The organism is Natronobacterium haloterrestre, from assembly GCF_900112205.1.
GTDB lineage: Archaea > Halobacteriota > Halobacteria > Halobacteriales > Natrialbaceae > Natronobacterium > Natronobacterium haloterrestre.
Window position 1 is genome coordinate 80,896 of sequence record NZ_FOKW01000006.1, and the last position, 13,503, is coordinate 94,398.

A 13,503-nucleotide genomic window follows, 5' to 3' on the forward strand; every position below is an offset into this window, starting at 1 on the left:
AACCTACCGAGCGAGACGTGATAAACCTACAGCAGGATCCCCAGAGGGCGGGACGGCTGGTGGTTCGTCGCTGCTCGAACTCGGACCGCTACTCCTCGAAGCCGTCCTCGAACCGGAAGGTACCGTTACGCTGGACCACGTCCCCGTCGACCTCGATGAACGAATCGTCGCTCATGTCGACGATCATGTCGACGTGGACCGCCGAGTCGTTGGCTTCGTTGCCCTCGCCGACGGTGTCGTCGTAGGCGCGGCCGACCGCCATGTGGACCGTGTCGCCCATCTTCTCGTCGAAGAGCATGTTGTACGTGAACTCGTCGATGTCGCGGTTCATCCCGATGCCGAGTTCGCCCAGCCGACGCGCGCCGTCGTCCGTGTTCAGGACCTCGGTCAGCGTCTCCTCGTTTTTCGCCGCCGAGTGATCGACGACCTCGCCGTCCTCGAACTCGAGGTAGACGTCCGTGATCTCCCGTCCCTGGTGATAGAGCGGCATGTCGAACAGCACCTCGCCCTCGACGCTGTCGGGGACGGGCGCGGTGAAGACTTCGCCGCCGGGCAGGTTGTGCTCGGCGTGGTCGTTGATCGTCGGGTTGCCGTCGACGGACATCGTCACGTCGGTCGTGTCGCCGCTGACGATGCGGACCTCGTCTGCGGGGTCGAGGATCTCGACCATGTTGGCCTGGTGCTCGCGCTGTTCCGCCCAGTCCTTGTTGACCGCGTCCCAGACGAAGTTCTCGTACCCTTCCGTGCTCATTTCGGCCAGCTGGGCGTTGGCCGGGGCGGGGAACTGCGTGAGACACCAGCGGATGCCGAGTCGCTCCTCGAGGATCGGTCGGCGGGCCTGGCGGTAGGCCGAACTCGTCTCGGGGTCGACGTCGCCGGTCTGGGTGACGTTGTCGCTGGCCCGGACGGCGATGTAGACGTCCGTGTTCTCGATCAGGGCGAGTTCGTGCTCGGGGGTCTCGAACTCGCCGTCCGAGTTCCGGAGGAACGCGCGTCGCTGTCGCTTGCCGGCCCGCTGTGTCGTCGTCAGCGGGTTCGCACCCTTCTCGCCGATGACCTCGTGGAGGGCGACGACCAGGTCCTCGGCGACGGGGTGGGCGTCGACGACGACGTTGTCGCCTTCCTGGAGATCGACGGAGTGGTTAGCGATGATCTCGGCGTGTTCGCGGATTCGCGGGTCCATGTAGCCGAGTTCTGGTACCGGCGGGATACGGTTTTCGAATCGAAATTAGCCCCCTCGAGGAGAGTCCGACGGTCGATTCTCCGGTCACTCCTCGCTCTCTGCTAGAAAGATCCCGAGGTAAATCGATGCGATGGCGCAGGCAACGCCCAGCCCGAAGGCGATCGTGTACGGCGACTCGAGGTCGAAGGCGGCGTCCTCGGTTGCCCAGCCGACGAAGCCGACGATCACGAGCGCGAGCGCCGCGAGCCGAAGGGCCGAAGCGACGCGGCGGCCGGTCGCGTTCCCGTTCTCGGAACTCGAGGACGCGGCATCAGTCGGTCCAGTCATTGCTTCCGCCTCCGTGGGGGGCGGCGCCACCGTCGACCCCGGTTTCGACTCCGGCCCCGGACGACTGCCCGACGAATTCGTCGAAGAACGAGACCGTCGCGGCCGTCAGGAGCACCGACAGCGGCACGACGAGGGTCAACCCGAGGAGGAACCCGACGGGGCCGCCGGCCGAAACGACGACCGAAACGATCGGGGAGGCGATCAGGGTGACGACGAAGTACCACGCGCCGAACCGCAGATAGGGGCCGCCCTCGAGGGCGAGTCGGTACGATCGGCGAAACGCCTCGAGGACCGGGAGGTCCGCGACGACGAACAGGAACGGCACGCCGTAGAAGAGGTACATGGCGAGCAACGCGACGGGGAGGGCGAGGAGTATCAGCACCGCCAGTATCGGAACGGCGAGGAGGAAGACGCCGAAGAGAATCGCGAAGTACGCCAGAAAGCGGCCCGCGTAGGACCGAACGCAGTCGACGACCGCTATCGGCTCGCCCCGGAGTCGTCGGTCGATCCCGCCCACGTAGACCGCGTAGACGACCGAGAACACCGCGGCGTACGCGACCAGCAGCGCAAGCAATCCGGCGATCAGTCCCGGTCCGGCTTCTCCGAGCGGGACCGAGCGGGACTGGAACGCCAGGTCGACGGTGACGTCGCCGGCTCCGGTCGCGGTCGGGGGATCGACGGGAGCGGGGGCGAACGGAACGGACCCGCCCGTGCTCGAGGCGGCCGTCGGCGCGGGTGGATCGACGAACGACCAGAGGTCGAGGAACGGGTCCGGAAACCGGAACTCGAAGTTGATCGAGACCCGGTTCCCGGCTTCGGCGATCGTTCGCCTCACGCCGTCCGCATCGAGCAACGTCGTGAGTAACGGAACGGCGAGAAAGGGGAGGAGGTCGGGGAACCGATCGGCGACCCGGGCGAGGTGGTGCGAAAACGGATTGCGCCGGGCGGAGGGACCGCCGTCGTCCGAACCGGATGGAGGGCTGGCAGCGTTCACGACGTTCGTGTCGGCGGGCTGAGTAGTAAGCTTTGGGAACGTTCGTCGACTGTCACCGGGCGACAGGTACGACCGCCTTCGACAACGTTAGGGCGATCCCGAAAGGAGCCGTTCGTAATGATCGACCTCCGGTCCGATACCGTTACGAAACCCGACGACCGCATGCGCGACGCCGCACACGCGGCCGACGTCGGCGACGACGTCTACCGCGAGGACCCGACCGTCGCCGAACTCGAGCGCCGCGCGGCCGACCGCGTGGGGACCGAGGCCGCCCTCTACGTGCCAAGCGGGACGATGGGCAACCAGATCGCGGCCCGAGTGCACACCGAGCGCGGCCAGGAACTGCTGGCCGACAGGAAGAGCCACGTCGTGAAATACGAACTCGGCGGCGCGGCCGACCACTCGAACCTGCAGGTGCGGATGGTCGACGCCGAGCGGGGGGTTCCGTCGCCGAGCCAGGTCGCCGACGGCCTCGTCGAGGAGAGCCTCCACCGACCGGGAACGGGCCTCCTCTGGCTCGAGAACACGCACAACGCCCGGGGCGGCCTCGCGATCGATCCCGAGAGGATCGCCGCGGCGGCCGAGCCCGCCGGCGAGCACGACGTGCCCGTCCACCTCGACGGCGCGCGGGTGTTCAACGCCGCGACTGCGCTCGACGTCCCCGTCACCGAGATCACGGAGCCGGTCGACTCGGTCATGTTCTGCCTCTCGAAGGGGCTCGGCGCGCCCATCGGCTCGATGCTCGCCGGCAGCGAGGCGTTCGTCGAGGAGGCGCGTCGCGTCCGCAAACTGTTCGGCGGCGGGCTCCGCCAGGCCGGGATCATCGCCGCGCCCGGCCTCGAGGCCCTCGAGAACGTCGAGGACCTTGAGCGCGACCACGAGCACGCCGAGTTGCTCGCCGAGGAACTGGACGGCATCGACGGGTTCGACGTGCAACCCCCCGAGACGAACATCGTCCTCGCGGACGTCTCCGGGACTGGCCTCGAGACGGAGGCAGTCATCGAACGCCTGGAGGAGGAGGACGTGCTGGCGACGCAGTTCGGCCCGTCGACGGTTCGGTTCTGTACGCACCGGGACGTCTCGCGCGAGGACGTCGAGACGGCGCTCGAGCGGATCGAAGCGACGTTTTGACCGCCTGTCTCAACGGCCCCGCATCCCGTCCCGGAACTCGAGGACGGTCCGGCGCAACAGCAGGTACGAGAAGAAGATCAGCGACAGGAGGATCAACACGATCGCGATGATGACGGGATCGTCGGGGATGAAATCCAGCATACCCGGTGGGTACAGCGCCGCGGTGGAAAATCGTTTCGACGCGTGGTGGCCGCTCGCCCGGATCGGACGCGTCACCGCGCCTCGAGCCTCGAATCGGCGTCGAAGCAGAGGACGGGCGGCTAGCTAAAATCCGTTTTTCACCTTGCGCCGCCTATAATGTCGTATCCTGTGTAGGTGCTACTGCGTCCCGCGCTCGGCCCCGGCCCGGGCCGGGCTGTGGGACCTTCCGTCCCGCTCGAATCGAGGGACGGTCACCCCCTGTCCGAACGGTCGCCGCCGTCCGCTCTTGCCCGCCCCGCTGGCGGGCGGCGGCTCCTCCCCCACTTCGCCCACACCCGCTGACGTCCCCCCGACGTCCTCCGCAGTCCCGTTGACTCCCCGCTGACGCCGCGCTGACACCCCGTTGACACCCCGTTGACGCCGCGCCCTCCCCGACCCCGCGGCGATGTCGAAATCACTGTCCCTGCGTCCGTTCTCGAGTACCCGGACTGCGACGCCTACTCGCGTCCCTCGACGGTAAACGACTCGACGGGCGTCCCGTCCGGTTCGCGGATCTCGCCCTCGAGGACGTCCGAATCGCCGTCCTCGCTTTCCTCGAGGACGGCGAAGCCCGGCCGGTTCCCCCGCGGGTCGGCGTGGCTGCCCGGGTTGAGCAGCAGGCAGTCGGGGGTCTCGACGACCGTCGGCCGGTGGGTATGGCCGGAAATGACCACGTCGGCACCCCGCGAGCGGCCGAACATCGCCAGTCCGGTCTCGCCGCCGTCGCGGCGGTGGGTGACGGCGACCCTGACGCCCGCCTCCTCGAGGACCCGGGCCGACGGCAACCGGTCCCGGACCGCCGCGCCGTCGGCGTTGCCGTGGACCGCGAACAGGCGGTCGCACTCCTCCCGGAAGGCCTCGAGCGCGCCCGTGGTCGTGAAGTCACCGGCGTGGACGACGACGTCTGCCTCGCGGGCCGCCGTCAGTGCCTCGCCCTCGAGTGCGTGGCCGTCGGCGCTGTGCGTATCGGAAAAGATAGCGATCATGATCGCAGGTTGGGTCGCGACCGGGACGTCTCTTTTCGTTTCCGTCCCCTCGCGCCGATGGATCCCTCATACGGATTGCTGTAACTGTTTACCGGTGCAACCGCAGGACGGTCGCGGTTGCGCCGGTAATGACTTACAGCAGTCCGTATCAGGCCGGCGGCCCCTCGGGTTCCCGATCGTCGTACCCCGCGACGAGCGTTCCGCCCGGCGGCAGATCGTTCAGGACGGCCGTCACCGTCGTCTCCTCGAGGTCGACCGTCGACTCGAGCGGTTCCCACCCTTCGTCGGTCCGGACGGCGACCGCGACGTCCGTCGGGCTTGCCCCCGGCGGGAGCCGCGAGGGGTCGTAGACGAGCGCGATGCGAACGGCTTCGACGGCCTTCAGGTCCTCGAGGCCGACGACGTCGACCGGCTCCCCCAGGGCGTCGACCGGCGGCTCGCTCGCGCTCCGCTCGAGGCCGAACTCGTCGGGGACGACGCCCGCGACGACGGCGACCCGCGCGCCGACGGACTCGAGCCTGACTTCCGCGACGCTACCGGAGTCGTATCCCGGAATGGGCATGGTCGGGCGGACGCGTTCGAAACGGATGGCTCTACGCCCCGCGATGGCCGGCCCGTCCGGGGCGGTTTAAGTAGTGAACGCTGCGAGACGAACGCTTTTAGCGACGGCGCGACCTATCATTCATCGTGTCCGAGACAGCCGGGTACATGCGCTTTTTCCCGTACGACCAGCCCTACGAGAACCAGCGCGAGGCGATGGACCGCATCTACAACGCGCTCTCGCGCGGCCAGGACGTGCTCTTCGAGGGGGCCTGCGGGACCGGCAAGACGCTCTCCTCGCTCGTTCCCGCCCTCGAGGTCGCCCGCGAGGAGGACAAGACGGTCGTCATCACGACGGACGTCCACCAGCAGATGCGCCAGTTCGTCGCCGAAGCCCGCGCGATCACCCGCGAGGAGGACATCCGGGCGATCGTCTTCAAGGGAAAGGGGTCGATGTGTCACATCGACGTCGGCTACGAGGAGTGTCAGGCCCTGCGGGACAACACCCGGGCGCTCGTCGACGCCGAACGGGACCGCGAGCAACTCGAGCGCCGCCAGCGCGAACTGCTGGCCGAGAGCCAGGCGGAGGACGGCGACGGTTCGGCGGCCGACGCCCGCTCGGCCGTGATGGACGAACTCGAGTCCATCGAGGAGCGACTCGAGGACTTAGAAGAGCAAAACGTCTGTGACTACTACCGGAACAACCTCACCGGGAACACGGACGACTTCTTCGCGTGGCTGTTCGACGACGTCCGCCGGCCCGAGGAGATCTACGAGTACGCCGAAGGGCAGCACCTCTGTGGGTACGAACTCCTCAAGGAGGGCATCGAGGGCGTCGATCTGGTCGTCTGTAACTACCACCACCTGCTGGATTCCACGATACGGGAACAGTTCTTCCGCTGGCTCGGCCGCGACCCGGAGGACGTCATCGCCGTCTTCGACGAGGCTCACAACGTCGAGGACGCGGCCCGCGAGCACGCCACCCGGACCTGCTCGGAACGGACCTTCGAGTCCGCGCTGGACGAACTCGGGGAGACGGACGATCCGCGAGCCGAGGACGCGGCGAACGTCCTCTCGGCGTTCCACCGCGCGCTCGTCGAGACCTACGAGGAGTCGTTCGGTTTCGGGGACAGCGCGGCACAACGCGCCACGGACAACGCGAGCGGCCGCGGGCCGCGAGCGCGAGAGCGGATCGGCGAGAACTGGGAGGACGTCCCCATCGCCAACGAGGACCGCAAGGACGACCTGACCCTCGAGTTCCTCCAGCGCTACTCGGGACAGGGGATCGGGGACGACCTCGAGGCCGCGATGAAACTGGGCCAGGACCTGGACGAGGAGTACGAGGAAGCCTACCGAGAGGGCGAGACCGCCACGCGCACGGAGTGTCAGACGCTGCAGGCCGCGGGCTTCGTCAGCGCGTGGATGAACGAGGGCAGCGCCGAGGGGCTGTACCCCGTCGTCTCGGTCACCCGCGACGCCGGCACCGACGAGATCTACGGCCGCGCTGAACTGTACACCTGCCTCCCGCGGCAGGTCACGGGGCAGCTGTTCGAGGAGGTCCACGCGACCGTGCTGATGAGCGCCACGCTCCAGCCGTTCGAGGTCACGGAGAACGTACTCGGCCTCGAGGAGTCCGTCACGATGGCCTACGGGCTGCAGTTTCCCGAGGAGAACCGCCGCACCTACGCCGTCGAGACGCCGCCGCTTTTCTCCTCGGACCGCGACGACCCCGACGTACAGGAGGAAGTCACCGACGCCATCCACGACGCCGTCCGGATGACCCCCGGAAACACGCTCGCGTTCTTCCCCAACTACAGCGAGGCGGGCCGGTACGCCGACCGCCTCGAGCGACGACTCGGCGGCGAGGGGACCGTCTACACCGACGAACCGGGCGTCGCCGTCGAGGACCTCCGCCAGGAGTTCGTCGCGGACGACGACGCGGTGCTTTTTACCTCCTTGTGGGGCACCCTCGCCGAGGGCGTCAGTTTCGACGGCGACGACGCCCGGACCGTCCTCGTGGTCGGCGTCCCGTACCCCCACCTCGACGACCGCGCGGAGGCGGTCCAGGAGGCCTACGACGCCGCGTTCGAGGGGACCGACACGGGCTGGCGCTATGCCGTCGAGATCCCCACGGTCAGAAAGACCAGACAGGCGCTCGGCCGCGTGATCCGCTCGCCCGAGGACGTCGGGGTTCGCGCGTTGCTCGACCGGCGCTACTCCAGGCGAGCGAAGTCGGACCTCGGCCGCTACAGCGTCAACGGCACGTTCCCCCACGAGGAGCGCGAGGAACTGATCGACATCGACCCCGAGAAACTCAAGTTCTCGATGCTCAACTTCTTCGGCGATCACGACGCCTACGACGGCGAACCGCCCGCGCCGTAGCGACCGAGGCGTCGACTCACTCGATCGTCACGTCGGCGATACCGCCCGTGATCATCACCGCGTGGGTCCCCCCGTCCTCGATCTCGAGGTCGAACGTCTCGGAGTCCTCGACGATGCGCGTGTCGACGAGGCCGTTCTCGAGGTGGTCGAGCCGGAACGACACGCCCTCGCGCTCGAGGTCCATGTCAGGCTGGAAGACTTCCTGTACGTCGACCGTCACGGTCAATTCGGCACCGTCGCTGACGTCGAACTCCGTCCGTTCGTTGTCCTCGAGGGTCGTATCGACGCCACCGCCGCCCAACAGTCCGGTACAGCCCGCGAACGGAACGACTGCCGCGAGCGACACGAATGTTCGTCTATGCATACGGTACCGTGCTTAGTACAGTCAAAATATACTTCCGGCCGTTTCACACGTCCACCGACGGCGGGTCGACTCCGGGTTCGACCTCAGGCCGGCAACGAGACCCGGCTCACCGATAGCTTCTCGAGGCCGTCCCAGAACTCGAGTTCCGAGACCGTCCACGAGACGGGTTCGATCTCGCGGTCGGCCAGCCTGGCTGCGGCGGCGGCGTCTCCGCCGCGGGCGAGCGTGACGTGGGGGACGTAGTCGGTCCCCTCTAGCCCTTCGACCGCGTCGAACGCGTCGGTGAGGTCGGCGTGGATCGACTCGAGACCGGGGCTCTCGACGGCCAGGTAGATGACTGGAGCCGACCCCAGCGGCGGGTTCTCGAAGTAGTCGATGCCCGTGATCCGGGCCTCGACCGCGGGTGCGCCCTCGAGCGCGCGGTGAGTGCGGTGCTGGAGCTGGGCGACGTGGTCGGCGTCGCCGAGGCGCTTGAGTAGACACGAGTGGGTCTCCCGGACGTCGTCGAATTCGACGAGCTCCGGATAGAGCTCGTTTGCGAGGGTCCGGACGCGGCCGGGGACGGGAACGTTGACGCTGTACACGTGGTGTTCGTAGGGTGGACGGCGGGAGGTATCAGTGTGACGTTCTCGAGGGTTTTCCCTCCGGTCGGGACGAGGGATCTCGATGCTGGGGCGGGACGCTCATAGCCGGTCGACCAGTCGGAGAGCGACCAGAATCGCGACCGCGATTACCAGGACCAACAGTAGCGTTCGGACGAGCCAGCCGACGACGATTCCGACGATCCGGAGCGCGAGCAGGACGGCGACCAGCGCGAGGACGACCTTCAGCAGGGTTTCGACCGCGAGCGTACCACGGTGACGGGAAGGCATCGGCCGGGGATTGGTAAGCAGCGGTGAAAAACGCTCCGCAGCCGGTAGCCGAGAACCGGGTTCGAAGTCGGAAAGACCTATTTAGCCAGCGCCGGCATTGTGATACAATGGACGTGAGGGGGCTGTGGGCCCTGCTCTGTGTGTTCGTGGTGGTCGGGTGCTCGGTGGCGTTCGTTCCGTTCACGGCGGCCGCGGTCGATGGTGTCGGCGAGGTCGGCGGCCAGGTCGACGCCGACCGCGAATCCGGTGCCGGTGTCGCTCCCGCGGTCGCACAGGCGGCACAGCAGGAAGAGCCGGCCGAGATCGACCAGCTCGACGATCCCGACAAGGTCCACATCGAGGTCTACATCCACGAGAACGGGTCGGCGACGTTCGTCGTCGACTACCGGTTCGAAAACGGCTCGGAGTCGAACTGGACCGCCCTCCGGGACGACGTCGAGGAGTACCCCGAAATGTACGCCCAGCAGGAGGCGAGCGGCTGGAACGAGACGCTCGAGGAGGCCAGGAACGCGACCGGCCGGGACCAAATGGAGATCGGCAACGTGTCGGTCGCCACCGACAGGACCACCGCACCACAGGAGATCGGCCACGTCGAGTTCACCTTCGAGTGGCATTCGTTCGCCTACGTCGAACTGAACAGGATCGACGCGGGCGACGCGCTGGCCGGGTTCACGCTGTCGGACGACACGACGATGCGCCTGTTCCCGCCCGAAGGGTACGTCATCGGGGAGGTCGAGCCGACACCCGACGACCGCCCCGACAACTCGGTCTTCTGGAACGGGGACGACACGGAGTTCGCCGACGACGAGCCGTACGTCGAAATCCTCGAGAACGGCGGCGCGACCGCCCAGGAGGACGAACCCGATGCGGGGCCGGACGACCCGTGGCCGATCGTCGTCGCCGTGCTCGCGCTCCTGGCGACCGTCGCCGCGGCCGGCTGGTGGATTCGCCACCAGGAGATCCTGGCCCCGAACGTGGAGACGGAGCGCGAGGCGGACGCGAACGGTGCCGGCGACGCCGATTCCGGAGCAACCGGGAGCGGAACCGACGCCGGAGCCGGTCGGAACGGGCCTGCCGAGGGACCGCCGCCGGAACTGCTGAGCAACGAGGAACGCGTGCTCCGACTGCTCGAGCAACGCGGCGGCCGGATCAAACAGCAGGACGTCGTCTCTGAACTGGGCTGGACCGAGGCCAAGACGAGCCAGGTGGTCGGCGGACTGCGGGAAGACGGCGACATCGAGGTCTTCCGAATCGGCCGGGAGAACGTCCTTGCACTTCCGGACGAGGGCGGCGAAACCGGCGACGTCGACGACACGGGTAGCGGGCGCGAGGACGCGTAGCGAGTCCCGTCGCGCTGGATCTCCCGCCGGTCGTAACATTTGCGCCGCAGACAGGTTTTAATACGTGGGAGCGATACTCGTCCAGTAATGAGCCGATCCGTCGGGTCCGCGCTCACCCTTTTCCGTACCGACGGGTCCGTCGCCCAGCGGCGACAGCGGCGACCGCGACCGGGCCTTTGAGCCCGTACTATACTATCACCCCTGTCCCCCGGCCGCTTCGCTTCCCCGAAAACCCTCGTTTTCACGGTTAGAGTGCACTCTAACCTTAGTTTTCGTAAAATAAATCGGTGAATTTAATACCCTTCTGCCGTTTGATTCGGATACGACATGACCCGCGTGGCACTCGCGTTCTCGGGCGGACTGGACACCACAGTCTGTGTCCCGCTGCTCGAGGAAGAATACGGATACGACGAAGTGATCGGCGTCACGGTAGACGTCGGCCAACCGGAATCGGAGTTCGAGGAAGCAGAAGAGACCGCCGAGGCCCTCGGCCTGGACCACTACGTGGTCGACGCGAAGGCGGAGTTCGCCGACCTCTGTCTCGACGGCGTGCGTGCGAACGCGACCTACCAGGGCTATCCCCTGGGCACCGCGCTCGCGCGTCCCGTGATCGCCGAAGCGATCCTCGAGGTCGCGACGGAACAGGACTGTGACGGCGTCGCCCACGGCTGTACGGGCAAGGGCAACGACCAGCTGCGTTTCGAGGCCGTCTGGCGCGACTCGGACCTCGAGGTCATCGCGCCCGTACGCGAACTCGGTCTCACCCGCGACTGGGAAAAGCAGTACGCCGCGGAGAAGGACCTCCCCGTCGAGGGCGGCAACGAGGGCGACTGGTCGATCGACACGAACCTCTGGAGCCGCTCGGTCGAGGGCGACGAACTCGAGGACCCGAGCTACGTCCCCTCCCCGGAGATCTACGACTGGACGGCCGAACCGACGGGCGAGAGCGAGGAGATCGAGATCGCCTTCGAGAACGGCTACCCCGTCGCGGTCGACGGCCAGGAGTACGACCCCGTCGAACTCATCGAGTACCTGAACGACCTCGCGGGCTCCCACGGCGTCGGCCGCACCGACGTGATGGAAGACCGCATGCTCGGGCTGAAGGTCCGCGAGAACTACGAACACCCCGCGGCGACGACGCTGCTGAACGCCCACGAGTCCCTCGAGGGGCTCGTCCTCACCCAGGAGGAGCGCCAGTTCAAACAGCAGATCGACCAGCAGTGGGCCCAGAAGGCCTACGAAGGGCTCGTCGACGCGCCGCTCGTGGGCGCGCTCGAGGGCTTCATCGCCAAGACCCAGGGGCGCGTGACGGGGACGGTGACGATCCGCTTCGAGGGCGGCAAGGCCCGCCCCGTCGCTCGTGACAGCGAGTACGCCGCGTACTCGGCCGACCACGCCTCCTTCGACACCGAGACGGTTGGCAAGATCGCCCAGGAGGACGCCACGGGCGTCGCGAAGTACCACGGGTTCCAGCGTCGCCTCGCGAACGGCGTCCTCGAGAACGACGACGACGAGACGGCCGAGGGCGACCCCGTCGAACTCGCGACCGATGGCGGAACGGTCGACGCCGCGGACGCGGGCAGCACGGAGGACGACCAGTAACGATGTCCGAGGAGAGCGCTCAGTTCGGCGGACTCGGCGATGACGGCGGCGACGAGAGCGTCGTCCGCCGGGATCGATTCAGCGGCGGCCCCGCCCGGAGTTTCCTCTCCTCACTCGAGGCCGACGAGCGAATCTTCGAGGCCGACCTCGAGGTCGACCGCGCACACGTCGTGATGCTCGCCGAACAGGGGATCATCGCGGACGATATCGCGGGCGAGATCCTGACGGCGCTGGATACGATCGAGGTCAGCGGCCACGGGAGCCTCCCCGAGGGCGAGGACGTCCACGAGGCGATCGAGACGGCCGTCATCGACCGCGTCGGCGAGGACGGCGGGAAGATGCACACCGCCCGTTCGCGCAACGACGAGGTCGCGGCCTGCATCCGCTACCGCCTGCGCGAGGACGTCCTCGAGGCGATCGAGACGACCCTCGCGCTGCGCGAGTCGCTATGTGAGGTGGCCGACGCCCACGCGGAGACGGTCATGCCCGGCTACACCCACCTCCAGCCCGCCCAGCCGACGACGGTCGCCCACTGGGCGCTCTCCTACGAGTCCGCGGTTCGCCGCGACACCGCACGGCTGTTCGGGGCCTACGAGCGGATCAACGAGTCGCCGCTCGGGGCCGCGGCGTTCGCGGGGACGACATTCGACGTCGACCGCGAGCGCACGGCCGAGTTGCTCGGCTTCGACGGCGTCGTCGAGAACTCGATGGACGCCGCCTCGAGCCGCGACTTCCTGCTCGAGACGGTCCAGGCGCTGTCGACCCACGCGACGACGCTGTCCGGACTGGCCGAGGACGTCGTCGTCTTCGCGAACCGCGGCTTCGTCGACCTCGCGGACGACTACGCCTCGACGTCGTCGATCATGCCCCAGAAGAAGAACCCCGACACGCTCGAACTCGTCCGTGCGGTCGCGGGCGACGCCGCGGGCGCGGTCCAGGGGCTGACGACGACCCTCAAGGGGCTCCCCCGCGCGTACAACCGCGACCTCCAGCGCGCGACGACCCACGCCTGGGAGACGGCCGACGCCGTCACCGAGGCGAGCGAGGTCGCCGCGGGCGCGATCGCCACGGCCGACTGGAACGAGGACGCGCTCGCGACGGAGGCCGGCGAGGGCTTCTCGACGGCGACCGGCGTCGCCGACCTGCTGGCCGCGAACGGCCTCCCCTTCAGGACGGCCCACGAGATGGTCGCGGTCGCGGCCGAAAACGGGGGCGACTACGACGCCCTCGAGGCCGCCGCCGCCGACGTCCTCGGCGAACCCCTCGAGTCGTTCGTCGATCCTGCGGCCGTCGAGGACGCGCTCGATCCGGCCGAGAGCGTCGCGAGTCGCGACTCGACCGGCGGCCCCGCGCCCGAGGCAGTGGCCAGCCAGCTCGAGTCCGCGAACGCCGCGCTTGCGGACGACAGGGGATCGCTCGCGGAGAACCGGACCGCGCTCGAGGACGCTTACGAAGCGCTTCGTTCCGAGGTGAACGGGTATGTCTGAGACGCGACGACCGACCGGAGTAGTGCCACGGATACGGTCGCCACCGCGGCCGTCCCCACCGGGACGCGGACGCGAACGCGAACGCGGACGGGGCCCTCGGTTCCCGTCGCCGCGG

14 protein-coding genes are annotated in these 13,503 nt (G+C 68.1%); 5 read left to right on the top strand and 9 right to left on the bottom strand.

What is annotated here, in order from left to right; genetic code table 11:
* Positions 1–88: 88 nt before the first annotated feature.
* The 3 genes from BM113_RS12595 to BM113_RS12605 form a co-directional block, all read right to left on the bottom strand.
* Positions 89–1,183, bottom strand: a complete 1,095-nt coding sequence (locus BM113_RS12595) for an aminopeptidase (protein WP_007141237.1) — start codon at positions 1,181–1,183, stop codon at positions 89–91.
* 84 nt (positions 1,184–1,267) lie between these two features.
* Positions 1,268–1,510, bottom strand: a complete 243-nt coding sequence (locus tag BM113_RS12600) for a hypothetical protein (protein ID WP_007141236.1) — start codon at positions 1,508–1,510, stop codon at positions 1,268–1,270.
* The gene (locus BM113_RS12605) at positions 1,494–2,504 is read right to left on the bottom strand and encodes a hypothetical protein (protein WP_245758045.1); all 1,011 of its coding nucleotides are present in this window, start codon (positions 2,502–2,504) and stop codon (positions 1,494–1,496) included. The genes BM113_RS12600 and BM113_RS12605 overlap by 17 nt, the downstream gene beginning before the upstream one ends.
* 117 nt (positions 2,505–2,621) lie before the next feature.
* Here BM113_RS12605 and BM113_RS12610 point away from each other — a divergent pair, with 117 nt between their 5' ends.
* Positions 2,622–3,635: a threonine aldolase family protein gene (locus BM113_RS12610; RefSeq protein ID WP_089788431.1), complete on the top strand. Its 1,014-nt coding sequence runs from the start codon at positions 2,622–2,624 to the stop codon at positions 3,633–3,635.
* Positions 3,636–3,644: 9 nt separating this feature from the next.
* Here the strand turns inward: BM113_RS12610 and BM113_RS22875 are convergent, their stop codons facing one another.
* The 3 genes from BM113_RS22875 to BM113_RS12620 all read right to left on the bottom strand — a co-directional run bounded on the left by BM113_RS22875 (position 3,645) and on the right by BM113_RS12620 (position 5,363).
* Positions 3,645–3,776 carry a DUF7859 family protein gene (locus BM113_RS22875; protein WP_007141233.1) on the bottom strand — a complete coding sequence of 44 codons (132 nt, stop codon included), beginning with the start codon at positions 3,774–3,776 and terminating at the stop codon, positions 3,645–3,647.
* A gap of 497 nt (positions 3,777–4,273) precedes the next feature.
* A complete protein-coding gene (locus tag BM113_RS12615) occupies positions 4,274–4,801 on the bottom strand; it encodes a metallophosphoesterase (protein WP_089788432.1) in 528 nt (175 codons plus the stop codon).
* Positions 4,802–4,949: 148 nt separating this feature from the next.
* Positions 4,950–5,363, bottom strand: a complete 414-nt coding sequence (locus BM113_RS12620; RefSeq protein WP_089788433.1) for a hypothetical protein — start codon at positions 5,361–5,363, stop codon at positions 4,950–4,952.
* A gap of 146 nt (positions 5,364–5,509) precedes the next feature.
* Between BM113_RS12620 and BM113_RS12625 the strand changes: the two genes are divergently transcribed.
* Positions 5,510–7,723: an ATP-dependent DNA helicase gene (locus BM113_RS12625; RefSeq protein ID WP_089788434.1), complete on the top strand. Its 2,214-nt coding sequence runs from the start codon at positions 5,510–5,512 to the stop codon at positions 7,721–7,723.
* A gap of 16 nt (positions 7,724–7,739) precedes the next feature.
* On the opposite strand, the gene BM113_RS12630 is transcribed toward BM113_RS12625, so the two are convergent.
* From BM113_RS12630 to BM113_RS12640, 3 genes are all read right to left on the bottom strand, one after another.
* Positions 7,740–8,087 carry a hypothetical protein gene (locus BM113_RS12630; protein WP_089788435.1) on the bottom strand — a complete coding sequence of 116 codons (348 nt, stop codon included), beginning with the start codon at positions 8,085–8,087 and terminating at the stop codon, positions 7,740–7,742.
* A gap of 83 nt (positions 8,088–8,170) precedes the next feature.
* Positions 8,171–8,671, bottom strand: coding sequence for a 2'-5' RNA ligase family protein (locus BM113_RS12635; protein ID WP_089788436.1), 501 nt, complete (start codon positions 8,669–8,671; stop codon positions 8,171–8,173).
* A 99-nt stretch (positions 8,672–8,770) separates the two neighbouring features.
* A complete protein-coding gene (locus tag BM113_RS12640; protein ID WP_089788437.1) occupies positions 8,771–8,959 on the bottom strand; it encodes a DUF7554 family protein in 189 nt (62 codons plus the stop codon).
* A gap of 107 nt (positions 8,960–9,066) precedes the next feature.
* Between BM113_RS12640 and BM113_RS12645 the strand changes: the two genes are divergently transcribed.
* The 3 genes from BM113_RS12645 to argH all read left to right on the top strand — a co-directional run bounded on the left by BM113_RS12645 (position 9,067) and on the right by argH (position 13,388).
* The gene (locus tag BM113_RS12645) at positions 9,067–10,299 is read left to right on the top strand and encodes a DUF7343 domain-containing protein (RefSeq protein ID WP_089788438.1); all 1,233 of its coding nucleotides are present in this window, start codon (positions 9,067–9,069) and stop codon (positions 10,297–10,299) included.
* A gap of 327 nt (positions 10,300–10,626) precedes the next feature.
* Positions 10,627–11,901 carry an argininosuccinate synthase gene (locus tag BM113_RS12650; protein ID WP_089788439.1) on the top strand — a complete coding sequence of 425 codons (1,275 nt, stop codon included), beginning with the start codon at positions 10,627–10,629 and terminating at the stop codon, positions 11,899–11,901.
* Positions 11,902–11,903: 2 nt separating this feature from the next.
* Entirely contained in the window at positions 11,904–13,388 is a 1,485-nt protein-coding gene (gene argH / locus BM113_RS12655; protein ID WP_089788440.1) for an argininosuccinate lyase, read from the top strand.
* The last annotated feature ends 115 nt before the right edge of the window (positions 13,389–13,503 follow it).